Below are 24,633 nucleotides of genomic sequence, written 5' to 3'. Positions count from 1 at the left end.
CGCGTGGCATCGCACAGGGATCTGCCCGTCGGCTTGGTGAATCAGCTTTTCCGGAACACCGGGAGTTCCTCGTTCACGGAGTTCGTCGCCTCACATGCGCCCGAGTTGCTGCCACGGCGGGACGAGGTGCTGGCCACCCCGATCGGCGACCAGGTTCCGCACGCGACCACGATCGTGGCCGCCACCTTCGCCGGTGGCGTGGTCGTGGCGGGCGACCGGCGGGCGACGTCGGGCAACATCATCTCGCAGCGTGACATAGAGAAGTTGTTCCGCGCCGACGACTACTCGTGCATGGGCATCGCGGGCACGGCCAGCACCGGCATCGAGATGGCCCGGCTCTACCGGGTGGAGCTGGAGCACTACGAGAAGCTCGAGGGGCGCACGATGTCGGTGGCCGGCAAGGCCAACCGGCTGGCCACCATGATCAGGAGCAACCTCGCCATGGCGATGCAGGGGCTGGTGGTGGTGCCCCTGTTCGCCGCCTACGATCCCGACAGGGACGAGGGGCGCATCTTCAGCTACGACGTGGCGGGCGGGCCCTACGAGCGGGAGAGGTTCGACGCGATCGGGTCCGGCTCGATCTTCGCCCGCGGGTCGCTGAAGAAGCTCTACCGCGACGGCGCGACGGCCGACGACATGGTGATGACGCTGATCCAGGCGCTGTACGACGCCGCCGACGACGACTCGGCGACCGGCGGGCCCGACGTGACCAGGAAGATCTGGCCGATCGTCTCGGTGATCGACGCCGACGGCTACCGCCGGCTGTCCGAGGACGACGTGGCCGGTTACGTCCAGTCGATGCTCGACGCCCGCCTGATCTCGCCCGACGGCCCCATCGCCCCGCTGCGCTAGCAAAGGATCACCACTGTGTCCATGCCTTTCGGATATGCGTCCCCCGAGCAGATCATGCGGGACAAGGCCGACTACGCGCGCAAGGGCATCGCGCGGGGCCGTTCCGTCGTCGTGCTGCAGTACGTGGACGGCATCCTGTTCGTCGCGCCCAACCCGTCGCGGGCGCTGCACAAGATCAGCGAGATCTACGACCGCATCGGCTTCGCGGCCGTGGGGCGCTACAACGAGTTCGAGGAGCTGCGGCTCGGCGGCATCCGCTACGCCGACATCAACGGCTACACCTACGACCGCTCCGACGTGACCGGGCGCGGGCTGGCCAACCTCTACGCCTCCAACCTGGGCCGCATCTTCACCGAGTCGATCAAGTCGCTGGAGGTGGAGGTCGTCGTCGCCGAGGTGGGCGAGACCAAGGACGGCGACGCGATCTACCGGCTGACGTTCGACGGGTCGGTCTTCGACGAGCACGGCTTCGCGGCCATGGGCGGCCAGGCCGAGGCGGTGTCGACGCGGCTGAAGGAGCGTTACCGCGAATCGATGTCGCTGGCCGACGCGCTGGAGGTGGCGCTGGCCGCGCTGACCGAGCCGGGCGGGGAGCGGCCGCCGGTGGGGCAGCTGGAGGTGGCGGTGCTCGACCGCAACCGGGAGCACCGCAAGTTCCTGCGGCTGACGGGCGCGCGGCTGGATCGGCTGCTCGCCCAGACCACCACCCCGCCGCCCGCGGCCACCACCCCGCCGCCGTCCTCGGAGGGCACCTCCCCTGAGGCGCCTCCGACGGGGCCTGAGGGCGACGTGGACGACGGCTCCTCACCGCTGTAGGCCCGGGCCGGGCCAAGGGGCGCGGGAGCCGTTCCGGCCGCTGCAGGGCACGGCGCGGGGAGGGCTTCCCGCCGCTGCGGGGCGGTTGGGGTTCCTGGCCGTCGCGGTGCGGGACGCGGACTTCTCGGCGGGGGTCGCCAGTGGCGGCCCCCGCCGCCTTTCGTACGACACTGTCGGCGAATCTGGGTTTCGTGCCTACGCAGCGTCTTGTCGTACGGGGCGGGGGCCGTTCCGGTGTGAGCTGTTTCACTCCGGTACGCCCGAACTCACCACGGTGATCGAGGATCTTAAGATCCGTGAACACTCCACTGCGCGGCCTCCTCGCGGCCGGCGCCGCCACGGCCGTGATGCTCACCTCCGGGGTGGCCGCCGAAGCCGCCACCACCGCGTTCCCGAAGTACAAGGCGCCGAAGACCTTCGGCACCACGTTCCAGGCCGACCCGAAGCACGACTTCACCAGGGGCATCCACCCCCGCCACAACGGCATCCTGCGCGGCTGGATCACCGACGTGCGGGGCGGCGTGGCCGAGTACGCGCCCATCAGGTGGAAGAAGGGCACCCACACCGAGGGCTACTTCGAGGGCCCGCCCGAGGGCGACTCCATGGCCTACGCCTCGCCGATCGCCAAGGACGTCGTCTTCCTGTCGGCGTACGGATGCAAGACCACGCTGTCGGACCTCACCGTCAGCCGCAGGACGGGGCTCGGTGCCAAGCGCTGCTCCAGGACCACGCTGATCAAGCGGCACGACCGCGAACGTCGGCCGGCCCTCATCACCGTTCACCAGGGGAAGATCGTCCAGGTCCAGGAGATCTACACTCCCTGACCCGTGCACCCGCGCCCCGTGGGGGCGGGCGCGGGGGGCGAAGGGGGCATATGCGGCGGTCATCGGGGGCCGGGCGGGAAAACACCTGGGAAGATCTCTCCCGCTCGCCGATCCGTGGGCATAGTGTGAGGTGATGGATCGTCGCATCTTCGGGCTGGAGAACGAGTACGGCGTGACCTGCACGTTCAGGGGCCAGCGCAGGCTGTCCCCCGACGAGGTCGCGCGCTACCTGTTCCGGCGGGTCGTGTCCTGGGGCCGATCGAGCAACGTCTTCCTTCGCAACGGCGCACGTCTCTATCTCGACGTGGGCAGCCATCCTGAATACGCAACACCCGAGTGTGACAACGTCATCGAGCTCGTCACCCACGACAAGGCCGGGGAGCGCATCCTCGAGGGCCTGCTCGTGGACGCCGAGAAGCGGTTGCGTGAAGAGGGCATCGCGGGTGACATCTATCTGTTCAAGAACAACACCGACTCGGCCGGCAACTCCTACGGTTGCCACGAGAACTACCTGGTGGGCCGGCACGGGGAGTTCGGCCGGCTGGCCGACGTGCTGATCCCGTTCCTGGTGACGCGGCAGATCGTGTGCGGGGCGGGCAAGGTGCTGCAGACGCCACGCGGCGCGGTCTACTGCGTCTCGCAGCGGGCCGAGCACATCTGGGAGGGCGTCTCCAGCGCCACCACCCGGTCCCGGCCGATCATCAACACCCGGGACGAGCCGCACGCCGACGCCGAGCGCTTCCGCCGCCTGCACGTGATCGTGGGCGACTCCAACATGAGCGAGACCACCATGCTGCTCAAGGTCGGCGCCACCGACCTGGTGCTGCGCATGATCGAGTCGGGCACCGTGATGCGCGACCTGTCGCTGGAGAACCCGATCCGGGCCATCCGCGAGGTGTCCCACGACATGACCGGGCGGCGCCGGGTCCGCCTGGCCAACGGGCGCGAGGCCTCCAGCCTGGAGATCCAGCAGGAATACCTGTCCAAGGCGAAGGACTTCGTCGACCGCCGCGGCGGCGACGCCATCGCCCACCGGGTGCTGGAGCTGTGGGAGCGCACGCTCAACGCGGTCGACACCGGCAACCTCGACCTGGTCTCGCGCGAGATCGACTGGGTGACGAAATACCAGCTCATCGAGCGCTACCGGAAGAAGTACGACCTGCCGCTGTCCTCGCCCCGCGTGGCGCAGCTCGACCTCGCCTACCACGACGTGCACCGCAAGCGCGGCCTGTTCTACCTGCTGCAGAAGCGCGGCTCGGTGGAGCGGGTGGCGTCCGACCTGAAGATCTTCGAGGCCAAGTCGGTGCCGCCGCAGACGACCAGGGCGCGGCTGCGCGGTGAGTTCATCCGCAAGGCGCAGGAGAAGCGGCGCGACTTCACCGTCGACTGGGTGCACCTCAAGCTGAACGACCAGGCCCAGCGCACGGTGCTGTGCAAGGACCCGTTCCGCAGCGTGGACGAGCGGGTGGACAAGCTGATCGCCGGCATGTAGCTGGGTGGAGGATGGGCGGCGGGTGGCCGGCCAGCTCCCGGGCGGGCCGGTCGGCTCCCGAGCGGGCCGGTCGGCTCTCGGGCGGCCGGACGGGCAGCCGGGCTGTTCGCGGGTCCGGACACGCGTGGGCGGGCAGCCGGTCTGTTGGCAGGCCCGGACACGCGGTGGGCGGGCGGTCTGTTCGCGGGCGTGAGCCGGGCGGGTGGGCGGCCTGTTCCCGGGCGCGGACGCGGGCCTGGCGGGTGGGCGGCTTCCTCGCGGGCCGGGTTCGCGGCCTGGACGTGGGGTTCCGTTTACCCCGGCCCTACCGGGAAGTCGGGTAGGGTGACGCGAATCTGACGTCTTTCCGAGGGAAACCCATGCGCCGCGCTCTGGCCGTACTGGCCGCCGTGCCATTGATCTTGTTCGCCGCCGCGTGCGGCTCCGACGACGGCGCCGGCACCAGCGCCACGACCGGCGGAGCGACCAGCGGGTCCTCCGGGCTCAAGGTCACCGGCACCGTGGGCGCCAAGCCCACGGTGACCTTCCCGTCCGGCTCGCCCGCGACGAAGTCGTCCTACGAGGTGATCCAGCCGGGCACCGGCACCGGTGTCAAGGCCGGTGACCGGGTGATCGTCAACCTGACCGTCTACAACTGGGACGGCAAGGGCAACGCCGCCGCCGGCTCCTCCTACGACACCAAGGCGCCGGAGACGATCGCGGTCAACGAGCAGCTCCCGCAGGTGCTGCAGGAGGGCTTCACCAAGGTCAAGCACGGCGGCCGGCTGCTGGCCGTGCTGGCCAACGACTCCGTCCCGCAGCAGCAGACCGCGCCGGCCGAGCCCACCAAGGTGTTCGTGTTCGACGTCGTCGGCACCCAGCCGCCCGCGCTCAAGGCCGCCACCGGCAAGGAGGTCGGCGAGTCCATCAAGGGCGTCAAGGTGGAGAACCCGGGCGGGGAGAAGGCACCGACGCTGACCACGAAGACCGACGAGAAGGCGCCCAAGGAGCTCGTCGTCAAGACGATCATCCAGGGCACCGGCGCGAAGGTGCAGGCCAACCAGACCCTCAGCGTCCACTACACGGGCAAGATCTGGGGCACCGACAAGCAGTTCGACTCGAGCTGGGAGCGGGGCCAGCCGGCCGAGTTCCCGCTCGGGCAGGTGATCCAGGGCTGGCAGAAGGGCCTGGCCGGGGTGCCCGTCGGCAGCCGCGTCGTGATGAGCATCCCGCCGGACCTCGGCTACGGCGACCAGGAGCAGCAGGGCATCCCCGCCAAGAGCACGCTGGTGTTCGTGGTGGACGTCCTGGGCGCCTACTGACCCCTGGGCGCCTGACCGACCCGGGGCGCCGAGAGACCGACCCGGGCCGGTCGCCCGGGTCCGTCCCGGGCGCTCACAGGCCCGATCGCAGGCATCCGGCCCAGGCACGGGCGTCCGTCGTGAGTGCGGCGTCCGGCTCGGGCGGCTGCTGGGCCGGTCGTTCGCGGGCGTCCTGAGCGCTTGCTGACGCGCGATCTTGTGACGCGGTAGCATCGCGAGCCCGGCGGCGCGGTGCCGCCGGGCCGCTTCGCGTTGGGAGGGCCGATGCGCCGCCGCCGTGCCACCGCGCTTCCGCTGCCGCGCCCGCCGTCCGTGGCCCCGCTCTCGGTGGCCCTGCTGCTGGCGCCCCTGCTGGTGACCGGCTGTACGGGGGAGCCCGCCGGGGCGCTGGACCTGAAGGTGGGCGGCTCGTTCGGCGCCCGGCCGACGATCGTCTTCCCCGACGGCAAGCCGGCGGCCGGGCTGCAGGTGGACGAGCTGGCCGCGGGCAAGGGCGAGCGGCTGGCCACCGACGACGTCGCCATCGTCCAGTACACCGCGCACGTGTGGGACGGCAGGGACAACCGCCTGGTCGACTCCAGCTTCAACCGGGGCACCCCGGCCGCGTTCCCCGTGGGGGAGCTGCTGCCCGGGCTGGAACGGGCGCTGCGGGGCCGCAGGGTGGGCAGCCGGGTCATCGCCGCCATCCCGCCCGAGGACGGGTTCGGCGCCAACCCGCCGCAGGGCATCGGCACCGAAGAGGAGCTGTTCTACGTCGTCGACATCCTCGGCGCCCACCACAAGGGTGTCTCGGTGAAGGCGGCCGGCGGGACGCTCGCCGGAGTGCGCGTCGGCGGCGGCGCCCGGCCCGCCCTGGCCGTCCCCGCCACCCCGCCGCCCGCCCGCTTCACGGCGAAGGTGCTGGCCAAGGGGAGCGGCCGCAGGACACAGGCCGGACAGCTCGTGGTCACCCAGTACGAGGGCGCCCTCTGGAGCCGCCGCCGCGTCTTCGACGCGACCTGGACGACGGGCCGGCCCAAGGCGTTCAAGCTCGGCGACGGCAGCGTGATCAAGGCCTGGGACAAGGCGCTGGTCGGCGTGCCCGTCGGCAGCCGCGTCCTGATGATCGTCCCGCCCGCGTACGGGTACGGCCCCGGCGGTCACCCCGCGTACGGCATCAAGGGCTCCGACACCCTGGTCTTCGTCGTGGACGTCATCGCCGCCTACTGAGCGGACGGCGGCGGCTCGGTCGAGCCCGGCCGCTCCCGCGCCGATGAGCACGCCGGGCGCGAGCTTTCATAGACTCCCGCTGTGAGTAGCGACGACCTCGAGGCGCTGGCCCTGTTGCACGACCCCGTCCGCCGCAGCCTGTACGACGTCGTCGCATCGAGGGGCGGCGACGTGGGCCGCGGGGAGGCTGCCGAGGCGGCGGGCGTGTCCAGGACGCTGGCCGGGCACCACCTCGACAAGCTCGTCGAGGCCGGGCTGCTGGAGAGCGGCTTCCGGCAGCAGGAGCGCAAGGGGCCGGGCAGCGGCCGGCCCGCCAAGGTCTACCGCCGGGCCACGGGAGAGCGGTCGGTGAGCCTGCCGCCGCGCGACTACGCCACCCTCGCCTCCGTTCTGGCCGACGTGGTGGACCTGCTCGGCGCCGAGGAGCGGGCCGAGGAGGTGGCGCGCGGCGCGGGCGCCAGGATCGCCAGGAAGCACCGCGGCGAGCCGGTGGAACGGGTGCTGAGCGAGCGCGGCTACGAGCCGTACGCCGAGGAGGGCACGCTGCGGCTGCGCAACTGCCCCTTCCACGTGCTGGCCGAGGAGCAGCCGCTGCTGGTGTGCTCCATGAACCTGGCCCTGTGCCAGGGGCTGCTGGAGGGGCTCGGTGACGATCCGGGCCGGGCGGCGCTGGATCCGCGGCCGGGGGAGTGCTGTGTCACCCTTTCTAAAACAAATAATGATTGACATAGAAGGCCGGGGGATGGTGTGCTGAGCGTCATGCACATCGCCGAGCTCAACATCGCCCACTTGCGCGCGCCCATCGACTCCGACGAGCTGGCCGAGTTCGTCGCCCTGCTCGAGCCCATCAACACCCTCGCCGACGAGGCGCCCGGGTTCGTGTGGCGGCTGAAGGAGAGCGAGGCCGACCCCACCGCGACCGTCGTCCACGACTACGGCGACTACCTGCTGGTCAACTTCTCGGTGTGGGAGTCGCAGGAGTCGCTGTGGAACTACGTCTACCGCAGCCCGCACCTGGGCGTGCTGCGCCGGCGCAGGGAGTGGTTCCTGCGCATGGCGGAGCCGTACATGGTGATGTGGTGGATCCCCGAGGGGTACATCCCGTCGCTGGCCGAGGCGATGCAGCGGCTGGAACGCCTCAGGACCGAGGGGCCGAGCCCCGAGGCGTTCACGTTCAAGGACTTCTATGACAGCAGCGAGGCCGTCAGCCTGCCCGCCGCGGCCGAGGCCAGGAAGTAGGGCAGGTCCTCCTCCAGACCCCTGCCCATCGTCGACAGCCGCACCGGGGACTCCCGCAGCGCCTCGTGCAGGCCGTCCACCGGGACGGAGACCAGCCGGTGGCGTACGGCCAGCAGCTCGGCCTGGTCCCTGACCCGCTCCCCGAACTCGCCCGGCAGCTCCGGCACCGGCACGTCGGCCGGTGACAGCGCGACCCGGCCGTAGGCCGTCAGCGAGTGGTGCGAGACGCCGTAGTGGCGCTCGCGCCGGTCACCCTCGCTGACCCGCAGCGCCGCCACCGGCCGCCCCAGCAGCACGCCCGCCGCGTTCACCGCCTCGCCGGCCGACACCCCCGAGAAGCCCCACCGGGTGCCCGTGCCCAGGTTGCCCGGCCCCTGCGTGACGATCGCCACGTCGGCCTCCAGCACGTGCCTGGCCGCCAGCAGCCCGGTGTGGGCGGTGACCGCCTCGACGTCGCCGCCGAACGACTGGCCCACCGTCACCACGCCCGCCAGCCAGCCGATCTCCCGCAGCCGGGCCGCCGCCATCGAGAACCACACCGGCAGCGCCCCGCCGTCCAGCATCACGTACGCCACCCGCACGCCGGGCCGGTCGGCGTACAGCCCGCACAGGATCGGGGCCAGCGCCGAGTGCAGGTCGGCGACCACCACGGGCATGCCGTCCAGCGAGTCCGCCTCGCGCAACCTGGCATGATAAGGGGAATCCTGCTCGTCGGCGCCCAGCACCGTGGCCTGCAGCGGGGTGTACCTGGCCTTCACCAGGTGCCCCGGTCCCTGCGGATCTTGCGGCAAACGGTTCGGGACGGCCACCACCATGGCGTAACCTCCCGTACCGAGACCCATCGCGAGCGCGGTCGTGTTGAGCAGCACCTCGTCGCCGGGTTCCGGGCGCCCGACCAACGGCGGATACGCCAGCGCCCGGCACTCCCCCTCGGGGACGGCGACGTCCAGCTCCACCGCTCCCGGCCACTCGCGTCGGATCCGTAGGACCTCGCCCTTGCGCCATCTGATCACGGGGGCAGGGTAGCGTCGATGAAGGAGGAGTGAGGCAGATGTCGCGCCGGAAGACAGAACGGTTGCTCAATCTGGTGATCTGCCTGCTCGCCACCCGGCGCCCGCTGTCGGCCGAGCAGATCCGCCAGGCCGTCCCCGGATACGACCGCGATGGCGACGAGGCGTTCCAGCGCATGTTCGAGCGGGACAAGAACGAGCTGCGCGAGATCGGGATCCCGATCGACGTGGTGCGCGACCCGTGGGAGGACGAGCCGGGCTACCGGATCGAGCGGCAGTCGTACGAGCTGCCCGAGATCACCCTGGAGCCCGACGAGGCCGCCGTGCTGGGCCTGGCCGCCCAGGTGTGGCAGCGCGCCAGCCTGGCCGAGGCCGCCTCCGGCGCGCTGCTGAAGCTGCGGGCCGGCGGGGTCTCCACCGACCAGCCCGTCGGCACCGGGGCGCTGGAGCTGCGGGTGGACACCCGCGACCCGGCCTTCCCCGCGCTGTGGGACGCCGTGCGCGACCGGCGCGTGGTGCGCTTCGACTACCGCGGCGCGGGCAGCGAGACCGTGCGCAGCCGCACCGTCGAGCCGTGGGGCGTGGTCAGCCGGCGCGGCCGCTGGTACCTGGCCGGGTTCGACCGCGACAGGGACGCCCCCCGCGCCTTCCGGCTCAGCCGCATCACCGGGCAGGTCGCCACGCTCGGCCGGCCGGGCGCGGTCGAGGTGCCCGAGGGCGTCGACCTGCGGGCAATGGTGGGCTTCCCCGACGAGCCGATGGAGGAGCGGGTGGCCGTCGTCCGCGTGCGCCAGGGGGCGTGCGAGGGGCTGCGCCAGCTGTCCAGGGCCGTACACCCCGGCGCCGACGGGTGGGACGAGGCCGAGCTGACCTTCTCCGACCCCGAGCGGCTGGCCGGCTGGATGGCCAGCCTCGGCGCCGACGTCGAGGTGGTCGAGCCGCCGGATGCCCGCGAGGCCGTCATCCGCAGGCTGAAGGGGGCCATGGCGTGAGCGGGCGAACCATCGGGCACGGCAGAGGTCCGCTCGTGCGGGCGGCGGAGGAGGGGGCATGAGCGGTTCGGCGGACAGGCTGCCGAGGTTGCTGGCGCTGGTGCCGTACCTGATGTCCCATCCCGGGGCGCAGGTCGGCGAGGTGGCCGCGGTGTTCGGGCTGAGCGAGAAGCAGCTCATCGACGACCTGCAGCTCGTGTGGATGTGCGGGCTGCCCGGGCACACCCCCGGCGACCTCATCGACGTGTCCTGGGACGGCGGCGAGATCCTCATCGACAACGCCGACACCATCGCCAGGCCGCTGCGGCTCGGCATCGACGAGGCCAGCGCGCTGCTGGTCGCGCTGCGCATGCTGGCGGCCACGCCGGAGCTGGCGGAGGTGCGGGGCGACGCGCTGCCGCGCGTCATGGCCAAGCTGGAGCGGGCGGCCGGCGAGGGCGCCGCCACCGTGAGCAGCCAGGTCGCCGTGGACGTCGACGCCGCTCCCGACGCCCTGCCGCGCGTGCGCGAGGGGCTAACCAAGGGCCGCCGGCTGTCGCTGCGCTACTACGTGCCCGGCCGCGACGAGGTGACGCCGCGCGAGGTGGACCCCATGCGGGTGGTGGTCGTGGACGGCCGCGCCTACCTGGAGGGATGGTGCTACCGGGCCGAGGCGATGCGGCTGTTCCGGCTCGACCGGGTGCTCGGGGTCGACGTGCTCGACGTGCCCGCCGACCCGCCGGACGAGGCCGAGCCCATCGACGTCACCCGGGGCGTCTTCCGGCCCTCCCCGACCGACGAGCTGATCGAGCTGGAGCTGAGCGCCGCCGGGCGGTGGGTGGCCGAGTACTACCCGTGCGAGCAGGTCACCGAGCTGGGCGAGGGGCGGCTGCGGGTGGCGCTGCGGGCGCGCGACGAGGACTGGATACTCAAGCTGGCGCTGCGCCTGGGCGACACCGGCCGGGTCGTCTCGCCGCCCGACATGGCCGAGACCGTACGCCAGGAGGCCGAGCGCGCCCTGGCCCTGTACGCTCACCGGTCATGACCTGGATCTACCTGTCCGCCGGGCTGGGCGTGGCCGGGCTGGCCGTGCTCGGGGTCGCCGGTGCCCGCGTCGTCGTCGCGGCACGTACTCTGAAGAGGGAAATCGCCGAGGCGACGGCCGAGCTGGAGCCGAGGCGGGCCAGATTGGCGGGCCAGGGGGATGAGACAACGCCCAAGGCAGCGTACGATCGTGGCTGAAACAGGCAACTCGCTAGAAAGGGCGTTTCATGCCGAACCTCGGAGTTCCTGAACTCCTGATCATCCTTCTGGCGCTCGTGCTGCTGTTCGGTGCGAAGAAGCTGCCCGACATGGCCAGGGGCGTCGGCCGTTCGCTGCGCATCTTCAAGTCGGAGACCGCCAAGCTCCGCGACGATGACGACGACGACGTGCAGCACACCGTCCAGGCCCAGGCGCAGGCCCCGGCTCAGCCGCAGCCGCAGCCCGTGCAGCCGCAGCCGATCCAGGCCGCCCCCGCTCCGGCCCTCTCGGCCGAGGAGCAGGCCCGTCAGCTCGAGGAGCAGGCCGCCAGGCTGCGCGCCGGCGCCGCCACGCAGGCCGACAAGCACGCCTGATCCCCGTCCCTCCTCGTCACCTGGACTGCTAGATGGCGCTGCTCAAACGGTCGAGCACTTCGGCAACCGACCCCGAGGGTCGCATGCCTTTGATGGAGCATCTGCGGGAGCTGCGCAACCGCCTGCTCGTCGCGCTGGCCGCCATGATCGTCGGCATCGTCGTGGGCTTCATCGTCTTCGATCCGGTGTGGGCGTTCATCAAGGAGCCGTTCTGCGAGACGCCGCAGGCCGGTCAGCTCCGCCCCGGCGAGTGCACGCTCATCTTCGGCGGCATCTTCCAGTCGTTCTTCCTGACGCTGAAGGTCTCGGCGATGGTCGGCATCGTCGTGTCCTCACCGGTCTGGCTCTACCAGCTCTGGGCGTTCGTGACGCCCGCGCTCTACCGCAACGAGAAGCGTTACTCCATCACCTTCCTCGGGCTCGCGGTCCCGCTGTTCCTGCTCGGTGCCGCGCTGGCGTACTTCATCATGGACACCAGCCTGGCGATCCTGCTGGGGTTCGCGCCGACCGACTCCGTCGCGGCCATCCAGATCGACGAGTACGTCAGCTACGTGCTCATCATGCTGGTGATCTTCGGGATCTCGTTCGAGTTGCCGCTGCTGCTGGTGTTCCTGAACATCATCGGCGTCCTGTCCCACGCCACGGTCAAGAAGCACCGCCGTACCGTGATCTTCGTCATGTTCATCTTCGGCGCGATCATCACGCCGGGCGGTGACCCGCTGACGATGATGGCGCTGGCCATGCCCATGATCGTGCTCTACTTCGTGGCCGAGGGCGTCATGTTCCTGCGCGAAAGGCGCAGGCCCGCCACGGAGGACTTCTCCCACCTGTCCGACGACGAGGCATCCCCGCTGGTCGAGGACGACTCGCCGCTCGACGACGGCACGCCCGTGGGCGATGTCACGCCTGTAGGCGACGCCACGCCTCTCGAGGAGGACCCGCCCGGCACGGACAAGCGGTAAAGGGCATTCCGGATCCGTCCCGTAGGCGATAGGTTCCGGGCGTGTCCCCACAACTCGCCCTGCTCGTCAACCCCGCCGCCCGCGGCGGGCGTACGCTGCGCCTGCTCGAGCCCGTGGCGCGCCGGCTGCGCGCCGGAGGGGCCGAACTGTCGGTGATCGTCGGTGACGACGCCGCCGACGCCCTGGAACGCGCCTGCACCGCCGTCTCCGAGCGCCCCGACGCGCTCGTCGCCTTCGGCGGCGACGGGCTGGTGCACCTGGCCGTCCAGGCCGTGGCCGGCACCGACGTGCCGCTCGGCATCATCCCCGCCGGGACCGGCAACGACATCGCGGCCGCGCTCGGCCTGCCCCGAAAGGACCCCGTCGCGGCCGCCAGGACCGTGCTGCGCATGAAGACCCGGCTGGTGGACGCCGCGCGCATCCGCGCGGGCACGGTCGAGGAGCTGTTCGCCGGGGTGGTGTGCTGCGGCTTCGACTCGCGGGTCAACGAGCGGGCCAACCGGCTCACCCGGCCGCCGGGCATGGCCCGTTACCTGGTGGCGATGGCGCAGGAGCTGCGCTCGTTCCGGCCGATCCCGTTCCGGGTGACGCTCGACGAGAAGCAGGTGATCGAGCGGGAGGCCATGCTGGTGGCGGTGGCCAACACCCGCTCGTACGGCGCCGGGATGCGGGTCTGCCCCGACGCCAGCCCCGACGACGGGCTGCTGGACGTGATGATCCTGGAGGCCGTGTCCAAGGGCGAGTTCCTGCGCGTGTTCCCCAGCGTCTACCGGGGGACGCACGTGACCCATCCGGCGGTGTCGGTGCGGCGGGCGCGCACCGTGCGGGTGGAGGCGGCCGACGTGGTGGCCTACGCCGACGGCGAGCGCATCGGCGCGGTGCCGCTGGACTGCGAGGTACGGCCGGGAGCGCTGCGCGTCATCGTTTGAAATCTACAATGTAAAGGCGCCCGCTCGGCGTCCCCCGCGCGCCGAGCGCCGAAAACCCCGCGGCGAAGCCGGAATGGGCGGGACGGACCGGAATGGCGATTTCGGTAGGCTGACGGGTATGACAACGCCAGCGGAACGCTACGCGGCCTTCCGTCAGAAGCACGGGGACGACGGGGCCGCTCTCAGATCGTTCCGAGGTCTCTACGACTTCGAGCTGGACGACTTCCAGCTGGACGCCTGCCGGGCCTTGGAGGCCGGTGACGGCGTCCTGGTGGCGGCGCCGACGGGGTCGGGCAAGACGGTCGTCGGCGAGTTCGCCGTCCACCTCGCCCTGGAGCAGGGCCGCAAGTGCTTCTACACCACCCCCATCAAGGCGCTGTCCAACCAGAAGTACAACGACCTGGTCAAGCGCTACGGCACCGCCAAGGTCGGCCTGCTGACGGGCGACAACAGCGTCAACGGCGAGGCCCCGATCGTGGTCATGACCACCGAGGTGCTGCGCAACATGCTCTACGCGGGCTCGGCCACGCTGGCCGGGCTCGGGTTCGCCGTGATGGACGAGGTCCACTACCTGGCCGACCGCTTCCGTGGCGCGGTGTGGGAAGAGGTCATCATCCACCTGCCCGAGTCGGTCCGGCTGGTGGCGCTGTCGGCGACGGTCAGCAACGCCGAGGAGTTCGGCGAGTGGCTGGGCGACGTGCGCGGCGACACGACGGTGATCGTCGACGAGCACCGCCCGGTGCCGCTGTGGCAGCACATGATGGTGGGCAACCTGGTCTACGACATGTTCATGGCCGACGACCTGACGCCGCGCATCAACCCGACGCTGATGCGGGTCACGCGGGACGCCGAGCGGCTGATGCAGGGGCGGGGCCGGCGCGGTTACGGCCGGCCGCAGCGCTCGCGCCCGCCGGACCGCGTGCAGGTGATCGAGAAGCTCGATTCCGAGGGGCTGCTGCCGGCGATCACGTTCATCTTCTCCCGAGCCGGCTGCGACGCGGCGGTCCAGCAGTGTCTCAACGCCGGGATCCGGCTGACCAGCGACCGGGAGCGGCACGAGATCAGGCAGCTCGTGGACGAGCGGACCGCGCACCTGCCCGACGAGGACCTGGCGGTGCTGGGCTACCTGGAGTGGCGCGACTGCCTGGAGCGGGGCCTGGCCGCGCACCACGCGGGCATGTTGCCGGCGTTCAAGGAGGTCGTGGAGGAGCTGTTCACGCGGGGGCTGGTCAAGGCGGTGTTCGCCACCGAGACGCTGGCCCTGGGCATCAACATGCCGGCCCGCAGCGTGGTGATCGAGAAGCTGGACAAGTGGAACGGCGAGACCCATGCCGACCTGACGCCGGGGGAGTACACCCAGCTCACCGGTCGGGCGGGGCGGCGGGGCATCGACGTCGAGGGTCACGCGGTGGTGTTGTGGCAGCCGGGCATGGACCCGCTGTCGGTGGCGGGGCTGGCGGGCACGCGGACATATCCGCTGAGGTCGAGCTTCCAGCCGTCGTACAACATGGCGGTCAACCTGGTCGGGCAGTTCGGCCGGGAACGCGCCAGGACGTTGCTGGAGGAGTCGTTCGCGCAGTTCCAGGCCGATCGGGCGGTCGTGGGGCTGGCCAAGCAGCTGCGCAAGCACGAGGAGGCGCTGGAGGGCTACCAGGAGGCCATGACGTGTCACCTGGGGGACTTCCCGGAATACGCGGCGCTGCGGCGCCGCCTGTCGGACCGGGAGGCGGAGCTGTCGCGCCAGCGCGGCGCCGCGCGCCGGGCGGCGGCGGTGCGGTCGCTGGAGGCGTTGCAGCCGGGTGATGTCATCCGGGTGCCGGGCGGGCGGCGGGCGGGTCTGGCGATCGTGCTGGACCCGGGGCGCAACCCGCGCGGCACGGGGCCGAGCCCGCTGGTGCTGACGATCGGCAAGCAGGTCAAGAAGCTCGATCCGGCCGACTTCCCGGTGCCGGTGGAGCCGCTGGAGAAGCTGCGCATCCCGAAGAACTTCAACGGCCGCTCGCCGAAGGAGCGTGCCAATCTCGTCTCCACGCTGCTGGCCAAGATGGGTGACCGGGATCTGGGCAAGCCGGTCAGGGCGCGTGACCACACGGTGGAGGACGACGAGGTCAACGAGCTGCGCCGGCGCATCCGCCAGCATCCGTGCCACGGGTGCGACGAGCGTGAGGATCACGCCCGCTGGGCCGAGCGCTACTACAAGCTGCTGCGTGAGACCGAGGGGCTGCGCCGCCGGGTCGAGGGCCGTTCGCACGTGATCTCGCGGACGTTCGACCGGATCTGCTCGGTGCTGGAGCAGCTGGGTTACCTCGACGGCGAGGCGGTCACCGATGAGGGGCGCCGTCTGGGCCGGCTGTACACCGAGCTGGACCTGCTCACGGCCGAGTGCCTGCGCATGGGGTTGTGGGAGGAGCTGGAGCCGGCGGAGCTGGCGGCGTGCGTGTCGGCGCTGGTGTTCGAGTCGCGGGCGGCGGACGACACGCGGCGGCCGAAGATCCCCGCCGGGCGGGCGCAGGACGCCCTGTCGGCCATGATCAGGCTGTGGGGGGAGCTGGAGGGCATCGAGTCCGACCACGGGCTGTCCACGATCAGGGAGCCGGATCTGGGGTTCGCGTGGGCGGCGTTCCGCTGGACGAAGGGGCACACCCTCGACGCGGTCCTGATGGAGGGCGTCAACGGCAACGAGCTGGCGGCGGGTGACTTCGTGCGGTGGGTCAAGCAGCTGATGGACCTGCTGGGCCAGCTGGGCAACGCGGCGCCGCCGGGGAGCAAGATCAAGCAGACGGCGGGCAAGGCGGTGGACGCGATGCGGCGCGGGGTGGTGGCGTATTCGTCGCTGACCTGAGCCGCCGTGCCCGGGGCGAAGATGCTTCTGAGAACCACTTCTCAGAAGCATCTTTTACTTCGGCCTGACCTCCTCCTGTCGTTTTACTTCTCCTCCGGCGACTTTACGCATTCGCCGTCATGGCCTTTCCGCTCGGGTTTTACCAGTCAAGTCTCTCTGAAATCGGCGAATATCTGCTGATTTATCGCAATTCGGGTGCTAGCGTCCGATTTGTCAGTGTTCAGCCAACGGGGGAGGAATCATGGCGAACACGCAACTGTCCCAGGCCGGATACCAGCAAGGATGGGGATGCCGTCGTAGGCGCCGCTGCTACCGGAGGTGGAGCTGCTGTGGCCGCCGTAGGTGGTGGGGGTGCTAGAGCGCCCCATTGATGAGAGTCGGCGGCCCGGCCGCCGGCTCTCATTGAGCGTCTCCGGCCGTGAACTGGCGCCGGCGATTTCCATTCGCCGGACATTTCGCGAGTTCTGGCCGGACACCCGCGGATTGCGCCGGCTATTCGCCGCCGGAGTGGCGTTCGCCATCCTGGCCGCGCTCTGTGAGGTCGCCGCGATCCGCCTGTTCGGGCACATCACCGACGAGGTGCTCACGACCAGGAACCTGGAGGCCTTCTGGGTCCCCGCGTTCATCTGGCTGGGGCTCGCGGTGATCGCCGGGGGGATGGCCTTCGCGGGAGCGTACGCCACCGCCCTGGGCGCCGAACGGTTCCTGCTGGCCCTGCGCGACCGGGTGTACACGCACCTCCAGACGCTCGCGCCGGACTTCTCCGAGAAGCGGCGGCTGGGGGACCTGATGGCCCGCCTGACGGACGACATCGAGGCCATCGAGGAGCTCGTCGGGTCCGGAATGGTCAGGGCGATCACCACGGCCGCCAGCGTCGTCTTCTTCGCGGGGGCGGCGTTCTTCATCCGGTGGGACCTCGCGCTCGTGACGATGGCGCTGATCCCGCTGTTCCTGGTGGTCTCGAAGGTCTTCGCCGGCCGGTTCAGGTCGGCGGCGGCGCGCGAGCGGGCCAGCAACGGGGCGATGAACAGCGTCCTGGAGGAGGGGCTGGCCAACCAGCCGCTCGTGCAGGCGTACAACCGGCAGGACGCCGAGTCCCGGCGCCTGCACAGGGAGGGCCGCGGCTGGCTGCGCGCCAACATGGCGCAGGCCTGGCTGGCGGGCCTCTACAGCCCCGCGGTCCAGGTCATCGAGACCATGTGCCTGATCGTCATCCTCGGGTTCGGGGCGTGGGAGATCGCGGCGGGCCGGCTGACGCTCGGCGGGCTGCTGTCCTTCGCGGCGTACCTGGCCCTGCTCTACCCGGCCGTCCAGGGCCTGGGTGAGCTGGCCCTGAACGTGGCGGAGGCGGCGGCCGGGTCCGACCGCGTCATCGAGGTCCTGAGTGCCCGGCCCGCCGTCACCGACGCCGCCGACGCCGTGCCGGCGGGTCGCAGCCACGGCCGGATCGCCTTCGAGCGGGTCGGCTTCGCCTATCCGGGGCGCGGGCGGCCGGTGCTGCGGGACGTGTCGTTCACCGCAGAGCCCGGCGAGGTCGTCGTCCTCACCGGGATCAGCGGGGCGGGCAAGTCCACGCTGGCCAAGCTGCTGCTGCGCTTCTACGACCCGGACAGGGGGCGCATCCTGCTCGACGGCGCCGATCTCCGGGGCCTGACGCGGAAGTCGGTGCGCGACAACATCACGATCCTGTACCAGGAGACGATGCTGTTCTCGGGGTCGGTGCGCGACAACATCGCCTACGGCCGGCCGGACGCCTCGTTCGACGAGGTGATCAGGGCGGCCGAGGCGGCGGGGGTGCACGACTTCGTCAAGCTGCTGCCCCAGGGGTACGACTCGCCGGTGGGGCAGCGGGGCCGGCTCCTGTCCGGCGGGCAGCGGCAGCGGATCGCGATCGCCAGGGCCATCCTGCGTGACACGCCGGTGCTGGTGCTCGACGAGCCCATGACCGGGCTGGACGAGGCGACGGCCGCACAGGTGATGAAGCCGCTGCGGCGGCTCATGGCCGGGCGGACGACGCTGCTCATCACGCACGACCTGCGGCAGGTGCCGGAGGGGGCGCGCGTGGTGGAGCTGGAGCCGGTGCCGCGGCAGGAGCGGATCCGGCTCAAGCGCGTCGGCGTACCGTTCCGGGGCGCCCGCTCGACCACGGCCTGGTGAGCCCACGGCCTGGTGACCCGCGGTCTGGTGGAACGTGACGGCAACCGGCACCCGCTCCGAATCCACGGGGCGGGTGCCGTCGTTCCGGGGTGTATGTCCGGGATTCTCCTCGATAGAATCGGAGAGCTCTCTCCGTTTGTCCGAAGGCAGGTCGAGGTCATGGGCGACGATCACAGCACCGCCAGGCCGCTGCGCGCCGACGCCCGCCGCAACCGCGAGCGGGTCCTGCAGATCGCGCAGGAGGCCCTGGCGAGTGACGGGCTGACCATCTCCTTCGACGAGATCGCCCGGCGGGCCGGGTTCGGGGTCGGGACCGTCTACCGGCACTTCCCGACCAAGGAGGCGCTGTTCGAGGCGGTGCTGCTGGGGCGGATCGAGCGGTTCGTGGCCGACGCCCGCGCGCTGGCCACCGCCGAGGACGCGGGCCGGGCGTTCTTCGGCTGGTTCACGCAGGTGGTCGAGCAGGCGGCGGGCAACCAGGCGCTGTGCGACATGCTGGAGAGAGGCTCGGGCCTGACGCTGCGGCCGGGCTCCACGCTGGAGGACGACTTCGCCGCCGCGCTGGGCCGGCTGCTGGCGCGGGCGCAGCGGGTGGGAGCGGTGCGCGGCGACCTGGTCACGCAGGACGCGCACGACCTGCTGCGGGGGTGCCTGGTGGCCGAGCGGAGGGCGCGGGCCAGGGGAGGGGCGGTGCGGATGGCGGAGGTCGTCTGCGACGGGATGCGCGCGAAGCGGTGACGCCGCTCCGATCGTGCGGGTGAGCAGGACGCGTGGCCAGGTGCCGCCGCTGCGATCGTGCGGTCAGGGGCTCGCGTGGGCGGGGCTGTGGCGAGGCCGTGTGCCCGCGGGCTCAGGTGGCCAGGGTTCAGGTGGTCAGGGTGAAGCGGACCTCGCGGGTGGCCGGGTCGGCGCGGGAGAGCCGTACGGTGACCTGCTCGCCCAGGGGCAGGGGCCCGTCGCAGCGGGCGATCACGGCGGGATCCACGAGCTGCACCTGCCCGCCCCCGCGCCGCTGGTCCACGTCGATCACCACCGCCTCGAACGCCTGCCCGATCCGGTCCCGCAGCAGGAACGCCTCCACCAGGTCCACGCACGCCCGCTCCACCGCCCCGGCCCGCCGCCCGGAGGCGGACATGAGGTCCGGCAGGGCCGCGAGCCCCGCCCGCACGTCGGACGGCACCGGCTCGCCGGCCGCGATCGCCAGGCACACCTCCGTCGCGTAGCGGTCGACCAGGCGCCGCAGCGGGGCCGTGACGTGCGCGTACGGGGCCGCCACCGCCGAATGCTCGGCCAGCCGGGGCGGCGCGCCGTCGAAGGCCACGTAACCCGCGCCGCGCAGCAGCACCTTCGACTCGTGCAGGAACGCCGCCTGCCGCCCCACCTTCGGGTCCAGGTCGTGCACCACGGCCCCGTAGCCGGCCCCCTCCGGCCACGGCACGTCCAGGGCCCGCGCCACCCGGCGCACCTTGGCCAGGTCGCCGGGCTGCGGGCGGGGCAGCACGCGCAGGATGCCGATCTCGGCGTCGAGCATCATGGTGGCCGCGGCCATGCCGGTCAGCAGCGAGATCTGCGCGTTCCACGCCTCGGCGGGCAGCGGCAGCCGGAACTCCAGCCGGTAGCCGCCGTCGGTGTGGACCACCTCCTGGTCGGGCGTGGGCAGGGTGACGCCGCCGCGCTCGCGTTCGAGGGCGAGCCTGAGCTCGCCGATCTCGGCCAGCAGCTCCAGGACGCCGTCCGCGGTGCCGGTGTCGAGGACCGCCTGGACGTAGCCGTAGTCGTAGCGCTCGCGGCTGCGTACGAGGGCGCGCTGCACGTCGGCGCCCACCATGCGGCCGTCGGAGTCGAGGTCGATCCGCCACACCGCGGCCGGTCGCAGCGCGCCGGGCAGCAGGCTGGCCGCGTCCTCCGACAGCGCGGTGGGGTGCAGCGGCACCTTGCCCGCCGGCAGGTAGACGGTCTCACCCCTGCTGCGGGCCTCGGCGTCGATCACGCCTCCCGGGCGGACGAACGCGCCGACGTCGGCGATGGCGTACCAGACCCGGTATCCGGCGCGCAGCCGCTCCAGGTGCACGGCCTGGTCGAGGTCCATCGAGCCGGGCGGGTCGATGGTCACGAACGGGACGTCGGACATGTCCTTGGCGTCCAGCCGGGGCACGCGGGCCACCCACGCGGCCTCGTCGAGCACGGCGCGGGGGAAACCGCCGGGCAGCTTCAGCTCCCGCCTGATCCGTTCGAACCCGTCTTCCAGCTTGAGAGGTATCTCATCGGGAACCTGAATCGTTGGCACGCGTGACAACCTACAGGCGCCCCCGACCGGGGAGCGGAGGGCGGGCCCGCCGGATCAGGTGAGGTGCTGGTCGAGGCCGGTGATCCGGAGCAGTCGCCGCATGGCCGGCGGCACGCCCGCGATGTGCAGCGGTGTGCTCTGGCTCATGGCCTGGTTCTGTACGGAGACGAGGATGCCGAGCCCGGCGGCGTCGATGAAGGACAGGCGGCTCATCTCGATGACCAGCCCCATGCCCGGGCGCCGCGAGCGGGCCGCCTCCTGCAGCAGGGCGAGCAGGTGGCTGCGGAACAGCTCGGTGTTGGCGATGTCGAGCTCGCCGGACACGCTCACGATCACGGTCCCGTTGCTGCGGCTGGTGGTCAGATGAAGTGGGTCCATATCCGGCTCCGCGCTCTCTCAGGGCCGGGATCATCTGGAGGTAGCGCGGACCCGCCCTTGCCGAAGGCACCAGAATGTCATGCTTGCGTTACATAGAGCGACTGTGTGCTTCCGGAATGGAGTGTACCTCCCTGTTCGCGCACGTCGAGAGGGTGGCTCCTGTCCGGGTAGACAAGAGAATCACTCAGGAAAACAATTCCGGTTACCAGGGTGAAGAATTTTCACCCTTGGCGGGGTTCCAGCCCGAGCAGGATGAGGTCGCACAGGGCGGCGAAGTCGTCCTCGATGCCCGGCCGGCTCCAGCCGGCGGCGTGGGCGGGGTTGTGGAAGGTGGCCGTGGCGTGGAAGACGGCGCGCGCGGCCAGGCGGGTGTCGGGGGCGGCGAACTCGCCCCGCTCGGCGCCGGCGGCGATGATCTGCTCGATCTGGTCGACCAGGTCGTCGACGTGCCGGTTGATTACCTCGCTGGCCTCCTGCACCAGCACCACGTACGTGGCGAACAGCTCCGGGTCCTCCAGCGCCCGCCGGCGCTTGGCCCCGAACAGCGTGGCCAGCCAGTTGCGCAGCCGCTCGGCGGCCGGGCCGTCCTGCGCCACGACGGCGGCCAGCCCGGAGTGCGCCTCGTCCAGCCAGCGCTGGGTGACGGCCTCGCGCAGGGCCGTCTTGCTGGCGAAATGGCGGTAGACGCTGCCGTGGCTGACGCCGAGTGCCCGCGCCACGTCCACGACCGTCGCCTTGGCCGGGCCGTAGCGGCGCAGGACGTCTTGGGCCGCCGTGAGGATCTGCTCGGCCGTCAGGATGCCATCTGTCACATTTCCAATTCTGTCAGCTGTTCGGGGGTGCGTGTCGCTACGGGTACGGCTGATCGTATTTTGGGGAAATTTCCGGGCTTGCGGCGGTTGATCACACTACGCTGCTAGCCCTGTCATCACACGGGGTCATTACGAGGGGAAAGCGAACACATCGTGTTAGTCGCAGTCGTGGTCGTGGTGCTGGCCGCCGCCGTGGTCGGTGCGCTGGTCTGGTGGCTCCGCCGGGATCCGGTGGGCGGAGGCGACTCCGGCAGGTTCGAGGCGGAGCGGAAGTGGGGCTGGGAGTTCCTGCTGGGGCCGGAGGCGGAGGCGGCGTTCCTGGAGGGCCTGCGGGCCTACCACGAGGCCGGTGGCGCGTTGCGGGTGGACGCGGAGGAGGGGGTGCTGACGACGTACGAGCCGCCTCGGCTGATCTCGCTGCACCTGCTCGCGGACGCCTTTGCGGCCCGGGGGGACGCCGCGATGCACGACCCGCAGGGGACCGTCGCGACCCTGATGGACCAGCTCGCGTCGGCCGAGCGGCCGGGGGTGCTGCACCTGCGGCCGGGGTGGCTGGAGGGTGAGGTGGACGGCATGGACGCCGCCGCCTTCGCCGCCGCGGTCGGCGAGGTCGTCGGCGGCGCTGGCGGTGGGAGCGCCGGGGAGCGGTCGGGCGAGGCGGGCATTGGAGCGTTGCACGTCGCCGTCCCGGGCGCGGGCCCGGTCGCCGAGGGCGTGCTGTCGCACGTCAACGGCACGCCGCTCAAGACGGTGAGCAAGGACGCCGCCGCCGGAGCTCCGGAGCCGCCCGCGCCGGAGCGGGCGAAGGGCGAGGCCAACACGCTGATGCTGGACCTGGGGAAGGTGCTCGACCTCTACCTGGAGGCCCGCAAGCGGCAGCCGGACGCCGATGCGGGGGCGCTGCTGCGCGAGGTCGTCCCCGCGCTGATCGCCGCCGGCGGCCCCGGCCTGACCTGGACGAAGCCACCCACCCCCGCCGAACTGCGGGCCGCACTCGGCACCCCGGCCGCACCCCGGGCGGCCGGTGGCTCACCGGCGCCGCGCGGGTCGGCGGATGGCGAGCCGGAGGCGCGCGACACGGCCGAGGACGCCTCCGAGCCGCACTGACGCGCCGGCCGCCGGGGGCTGCGTCGGCCGCCGGGCTGTGCTGGCCGTTCCGGCTGTGCCGGCGGCGACGGTCCGGTGGGCCGTGCCGGCCGGTGTCGCGGCTTCCGAGGGGCGCGAATGCGCGGAGGGGAGCCGGGCCGGCGGCAGGGTGGTTACTCGTTGTGCTCCGAGCGGCCGTGGCGCCAGTAGCCCATGAAGGCCACCGAGCGCCGGTCCATGCCGCGCTCGGCCACCAGGTGCCGCCGCAGGGTCTTGATGACGGCCGCCTCGCCGGCCAGCCACGCGTACAGCGGCCCGTAGTCCGTGGTCTCCTGCGGCACCTCCCACAGCTCGTCCGTGTCGACGTCCACGTCGTCGAAGGTGTCCGGGACGGGCAGCGGCGGCAGGAGGCGGCCGGCGGCGGCGCGGACGGCGGGGACGAGGCCGGCGCCGCGTTCGCCGCCGTTCCTGGCCAGCCAGGTCACCTTGACCGAGGCGGCCGTCTCCACCGGCAGGAAGTCGTCCTCGCAGGGCACCTCCATCAGCACCTCCCCGGCCAGGTCGGCGGGCAGGCGCTCCAGGACGGAGCAGATGGCGGGCACGGCGGTCTCGTCCCCGGCGATGAGCACGCAGCCCGTGCCGGCGGGCGGGTGGAACTCCAGGCCGCCGTGGCGGCCCTCGTAGCGGGCGTCCGGGCCGAACAAGGCGGCGAGGTCGCCGGGCCGCACGCGTTCGGCCCAGCGGGCGACCGGGCCGCCGTCCGGGTGCATGACCACGTCCACGTCGACCTCGGCGGCCTCGGGGCGGACGAGGCGAGCGGTGTAGGTACGCATCGGGTTGCGCTTGTCGTCGTCGAGCGCCCGCCACCGCATGAACCAGTCCGGGCCGGTCGGCAGGTGGGCCAGGCCGTGCTCGGGGAGCGGAAGGATGAGCTTGAGCCGCTGGTCGAAACCGTTGTCTGCGAACAGGTGCAGGTCGTCGCCGGTGAAGGTCACCCGCAGGAACGACGGGCTGAGCCGTTCGAGCCGGTCCACCCGTACGTCGAACATGCGATAAGGCTCGGTCATCCCCGAATACTCCGATCGTAGTTAGGCGAGGCTAACCTAATCGATCGCCGGGATTTAGGCCAGCCGGGGAGCGCTTGCCGGTTGTGTCCGATGCGTTGCGATGGGTGGAAGTTCGCAGGTGAGAGTGGTTCCGCACATCCGCGAACGGGGCGGAATCGTGCGAGAGAGAATCAACCGCAGAACAGCCGCCCTCGTCGCGGGCGTCGCCGTCGCCCTGTCCGGCACCACGGTGGCCGGCGTCGCGGTGGCGTCGTCGGCGGCCGCCGCACCGGCGTCAGGGACGCCAGCACCTCCGCGGGCAAGGTCGTACAGCAGGAGAGCTGCACCGGCGCCTCCGCTCGGCAACCCGACCGGGCTGGTCGGCTGGGCCACCCAGGGCGGCGGCACCAGCGGCGGCGGCGGCGCCTCGCCGGTCACCGTCACCAGCGCCTCGGCCCTGACCAGCGCGCTGTCGTCCGGCAGCGCCGCGGTGATCCGGGTGTCGGGCACGATCTCCTGCTCGGGCATGCTGCGCGTGGCCTCCAACAAGACCGTGCTGGGCAACTCGGGCGCGACGATCAGCGGTTGCGGGTTCAACATCTCCGAGGCCGCCAACGTGATCGTGCGCAACCTCACCTTCCGCGGCTGGAACGACGGATCTCCGTCTGACGGCCACTCCCCACGGCCCCTCCGGCACCCGCCGCCGGAGGGGCCTCGTCGTGGGCGCGCGGGACCGGGGACGGTAGCGTCGTAGCGCTGAAGCCGTTACAGGCGCCGGGCCGCGCCTGCCCCCCGAGATAGGAG

General features: G+C 71.7%; 24 protein-coding genes. 19 read left to right on the top strand and 5 right to left on the bottom strand.

Features of this window, described 5'->3' with window-relative positions:
* Positions 1 to 3 precede the first annotated feature (3 nt).
* The 8 genes from prcB to ACTWPW_RS24640 all read left to right on the top strand — a co-directional run bounded on the left by prcB (position 4) and on the right by ACTWPW_RS24640 (position 7,733).
* Complete coding sequence (prcB, locus tag ACTWPW_RS24675; RefSeq protein WP_443170018.1) at positions 4 to 852, top strand: proteasome subunit beta; 849 nt, start codon at positions 4 to 6, stop codon at positions 850 to 852.
* A 21-nt stretch (positions 853 to 873) separates the two neighbouring features.
* Entirely contained in the window at positions 874 to 1,668 is a 795-nt protein-coding gene (prcA, locus tag ACTWPW_RS24670; RefSeq protein ID WP_375114171.1) for a proteasome subunit alpha, read from the top strand.
* 296 nt (positions 1,669 to 1,964) lie between these two features.
* Complete coding sequence (locus tag ACTWPW_RS24665) at positions 1,965 to 2,492, top strand: hypothetical protein (protein ID WP_375113978.1); 528 nt, start codon at positions 1,965 to 1,967, stop codon at positions 2,490 to 2,492.
* Between the two features lie 133 nt (positions 2,493 to 2,625).
* Entirely contained in the window at positions 2,626 to 3,984 is a 1,359-nt protein-coding gene (pafA, locus tag ACTWPW_RS24660; protein ID WP_357812676.1) for a Pup--protein ligase, read from the top strand.
* Between the two features lie 359 nt (positions 3,985 to 4,343).
* The gene (locus tag ACTWPW_RS24655) at positions 4,344 to 5,285 is read left to right on the top strand and encodes an FKBP-type peptidyl-prolyl cis-trans isomerase (RefSeq protein ID WP_375113977.1); all 942 of its coding nucleotides are present in this window, start codon (positions 4,344 to 4,346) and stop codon (positions 5,283 to 5,285) included.
* Between the two features lie 264 nt (positions 5,286 to 5,549).
* On the top strand, positions 5,550 to 6,494 hold the full coding sequence (locus tag ACTWPW_RS24650) for an FKBP-type peptidyl-prolyl cis-trans isomerase (RefSeq protein ID WP_375113976.1): 945 nt from the start codon (positions 5,550 to 5,552) through the stop codon (positions 6,492 to 6,494).
* 81 nt (positions 6,495 to 6,575) lie between these two features.
* Entirely contained in the window at positions 6,576 to 7,220 is a 645-nt protein-coding gene (locus ACTWPW_RS24645) for a helix-turn-helix transcriptional regulator (protein WP_375113975.1), read from the top strand.
* A 33-nt stretch (positions 7,221 to 7,253) separates the two neighbouring features.
* Positions 7,254 to 7,733, top strand: a complete 480-nt coding sequence (locus ACTWPW_RS24640; RefSeq protein WP_375113974.1) for a DUF3291 domain-containing protein — start codon at positions 7,254 to 7,256, stop codon at positions 7,731 to 7,733.
* Here the strand turns inward: ACTWPW_RS24640 and ACTWPW_RS24635 are convergent.
* Positions 7,679 to 8,746, bottom strand: coding sequence for a DUF3866 family protein (locus ACTWPW_RS24635; protein ID WP_375113973.1), 1,068 nt, complete (start codon positions 8,744 to 8,746; stop codon positions 7,679 to 7,681). The genes ACTWPW_RS24640 and ACTWPW_RS24635 overlap by 55 nt on opposite strands.
* 38 nt (positions 8,747 to 8,784) lie before the next feature.
* On the opposite strand from ACTWPW_RS24635, the gene ACTWPW_RS24630 reads away from it, so the two are divergent.
* The 9 genes from ACTWPW_RS24630 to ACTWPW_RS24590 all read left to right on the top strand — a co-directional run bounded on the left by ACTWPW_RS24630 (position 8,785) and on the right by ACTWPW_RS24590 (position 18,958).
* A complete protein-coding gene (locus ACTWPW_RS24630; RefSeq protein ID WP_375113972.1) occupies positions 8,785 to 9,735 on the top strand; it encodes a helix-turn-helix transcriptional regulator in 951 nt (316 codons plus the stop codon).
* Between the two features lie 58 nt (positions 9,736 to 9,793).
* The gene (locus tag ACTWPW_RS24625; protein WP_364131536.1) at positions 9,794 to 10,759 is read left to right on the top strand and encodes a helix-turn-helix transcriptional regulator; all 966 of its coding nucleotides are present in this window, start codon (positions 9,794 to 9,796) and stop codon (positions 10,757 to 10,759) included.
* A complete protein-coding gene (locus tag ACTWPW_RS24620) occupies positions 10,756 to 10,956 on the top strand; it encodes a hypothetical protein (RefSeq protein ID WP_375113971.1) in 201 nt (66 codons plus the stop codon). The genes ACTWPW_RS24625 and ACTWPW_RS24620 overlap by 4 nt, the downstream gene beginning before the upstream one ends.
* Positions 10,957 to 10,985: 29 nt before the next feature.
* Positions 10,986 to 11,330 carry a Sec-independent protein translocase subunit TatA gene (gene tatA / locus ACTWPW_RS24615; RefSeq protein WP_443170017.1) on the top strand — a complete coding sequence of 115 codons (345 nt, stop codon included), beginning with the start codon at positions 10,986 to 10,988 and terminating at the stop codon, positions 11,328 to 11,330.
* Between the two features lie 92 nt (positions 11,331 to 11,422).
* Entirely contained in the window at positions 11,423 to 12,292 is an 870-nt protein-coding gene (tatC, locus tag ACTWPW_RS24610) for a twin-arginine translocase subunit TatC (RefSeq protein WP_375113969.1), read from the top strand.
* Between the two features lie 41 nt (positions 12,293 to 12,333).
* Positions 12,334 to 13,221, top strand: coding sequence for a diacylglycerol/lipid kinase family protein (locus tag ACTWPW_RS24605; protein WP_375113968.1), 888 nt, complete (start codon positions 12,334 to 12,336; stop codon positions 13,219 to 13,221).
* A 118-nt stretch (positions 13,222 to 13,339) separates the two neighbouring features.
* Positions 13,340 to 16,063, top strand: a complete 2,724-nt coding sequence (locus tag ACTWPW_RS24600; protein ID WP_375113967.1) for a DEAD/DEAH box helicase — start codon at positions 13,340 to 13,342, stop codon at positions 16,061 to 16,063.
* A 483-nt stretch (positions 16,064 to 16,546) separates the two neighbouring features.
* On the top strand, positions 16,547 to 18,220 hold the full coding sequence (locus ACTWPW_RS24595; protein WP_443170016.1) for an ABC transporter ATP-binding protein: 1,674 nt from the start codon (positions 16,547 to 16,549) through the stop codon (positions 18,218 to 18,220).
* A 159-nt stretch (positions 18,221 to 18,379) separates the two neighbouring features.
* Positions 18,380 to 18,958: a TetR/AcrR family transcriptional regulator gene (locus ACTWPW_RS24590; protein ID WP_443170015.1), complete on the top strand. Its 579-nt coding sequence runs from the start codon at positions 18,380 to 18,382 to the stop codon at positions 18,956 to 18,958.
* Positions 18,959 to 19,085: 127 nt separating this feature from the next.
* Here ACTWPW_RS24590 and ACTWPW_RS24585 read toward each other — a convergent pair whose 3' ends face one another.
* The 3 genes from ACTWPW_RS24585 to ACTWPW_RS24575 form a co-directional block, all read right to left on the bottom strand.
* The gene (locus tag ACTWPW_RS24585) at positions 19,086 to 20,507 is read right to left on the bottom strand and encodes an RNB domain-containing ribonuclease (RefSeq protein WP_443170014.1); all 1,422 of its coding nucleotides are present in this window, start codon (positions 20,505 to 20,507) and stop codon (positions 19,086 to 19,088) included.
* Between the two features lie 54 nt (positions 20,508 to 20,561).
* Positions 20,562 to 20,885, bottom strand: coding sequence for an STAS domain-containing protein (locus tag ACTWPW_RS24580; protein ID WP_375113963.1), 324 nt, complete (start codon positions 20,883 to 20,885; stop codon positions 20,562 to 20,564).
* A 221-nt stretch (positions 20,886 to 21,106) separates the two neighbouring features.
* On the bottom strand, positions 21,107 to 21,697 hold the full coding sequence (locus tag ACTWPW_RS24575) for a TetR family transcriptional regulator (protein WP_443170013.1): 591 nt from the start codon (positions 21,695 to 21,697) through the stop codon (positions 21,107 to 21,109).
* Between the two features lie 153 nt (positions 21,698 to 21,850).
* Between ACTWPW_RS24575 and ACTWPW_RS24570 the strand changes: the two genes are divergently transcribed.
* Positions 21,851 to 22,804, top strand: a complete 954-nt coding sequence (locus tag ACTWPW_RS24570; protein WP_443170012.1) for a hypothetical protein — start codon at positions 21,851 to 21,853, stop codon at positions 22,802 to 22,804.
* A 152-nt stretch (positions 22,805 to 22,956) separates the two neighbouring features.
* On the opposite strand, the gene ACTWPW_RS24565 is transcribed toward ACTWPW_RS24570, so the two are convergent.
* Complete coding sequence (locus tag ACTWPW_RS24565) at positions 22,957 to 23,850, bottom strand: siderophore-interacting protein (protein WP_443170011.1); 894 nt, start codon at positions 23,848 to 23,850, stop codon at positions 22,957 to 22,959.
* Positions 23,851 to 24,007: 157 nt separating this feature from the next.
* Here ACTWPW_RS24565 and ACTWPW_RS24560 point away from each other — a divergent pair, with 157 nt between their 5' ends.
* Positions 24,008 to 24,583, top strand: a complete 576-nt coding sequence (locus ACTWPW_RS24560) for a hypothetical protein (protein ID WP_443170010.1) — start codon at positions 24,008 to 24,010, stop codon at positions 24,581 to 24,583.
* The last annotated feature ends 50 nt before the right edge of the window (positions 24,584 to 24,633 follow it).

It is taken from the genome of Nonomuraea sp. KM90 (assembly GCF_052246675.1).
Lineage (GTDB): Bacteria > Actinomycetota > Actinomycetes > Streptosporangiales > Streptosporangiaceae > Nonomuraea.
Note: the sequence above shows the minus strand (reverse complement) of the source record. Positions and strands in the feature narration are given on the sequence as shown.

Coding starts and splice junctions, on each gene's coding strand:
- ACTWPW_RS24630 (WP_375113972.1), top strand. CDS start 8,785: ATGTCGCGCCGGAAGACAGAACGGTTGCTCAATCTGGTGATCTGCCTG.
- ACTWPW_RS24565 (WP_443170011.1), bottom strand. CDS start 23,850: ATGACCGAGCCTTATCGCATGTTCGACGTACGGGTGGACCGGCTCGAA.
- ACTWPW_RS24620 (WP_375113971.1), top strand. CDS start 10,756: ATGACCTGGATCTACCTGTCCGCCGGGCTGGGCGTGGCCGGGCTGGCC.
- ACTWPW_RS24655 (WP_375113977.1), top strand. CDS start 4,344: ATGCGCCGCGCTCTGGCCGTACTGGCCGCCGTGCCATTGATCTTGTTC.
- pafA (WP_357812676.1), top strand. CDS start 2,626: ATGGATCGTCGCATCTTCGGGCTGGAGAACGAGTACGGCGTGACCTGC.
- ACTWPW_RS24580 (WP_375113963.1), bottom strand. CDS start 20,885: ATGGACCCACTTCATCTGACCACCAGCCGCAGCAACGGGACCGTGATC.
- ACTWPW_RS24650 (WP_375113976.1), top strand. CDS start 5,550: ATGCGCCGCCGCCGTGCCACCGCGCTTCCGCTGCCGCGCCCGCCGTCC.
- ACTWPW_RS24640 (WP_375113974.1), top strand. CDS start 7,254: ATGCACATCGCCGAGCTCAACATCGCCCACTTGCGCGCGCCCATCGAC.
- prcA (WP_375114171.1), top strand. CDS start 874: ATGCCTTTCGGATATGCGTCCCCCGAGCAGATCATGCGGGACAAGGCC.
- ACTWPW_RS24625 (WP_364131536.1), top strand. CDS start 9,794: ATGAGCGGTTCGGCGGACAGGCTGCCGAGGTTGCTGGCGCTGGTGCCG.
- tatA (WP_443170017.1), top strand. CDS start 10,986: ATGCCGAACCTCGGAGTTCCTGAACTCCTGATCATCCTTCTGGCGCTC.
- tatC (WP_375113969.1), top strand. CDS start 11,423: ATGGAGCATCTGCGGGAGCTGCGCAACCGCCTGCTCGTCGCGCTGGCC.
- ACTWPW_RS24590 (WP_443170015.1), top strand. CDS start 18,380: ATGGGCGACGATCACAGCACCGCCAGGCCGCTGCGCGCCGACGCCCGC.
- ACTWPW_RS24600 (WP_375113967.1), top strand. CDS start 13,340: ATGACAACGCCAGCGGAACGCTACGCGGCCTTCCGTCAGAAGCACGGG.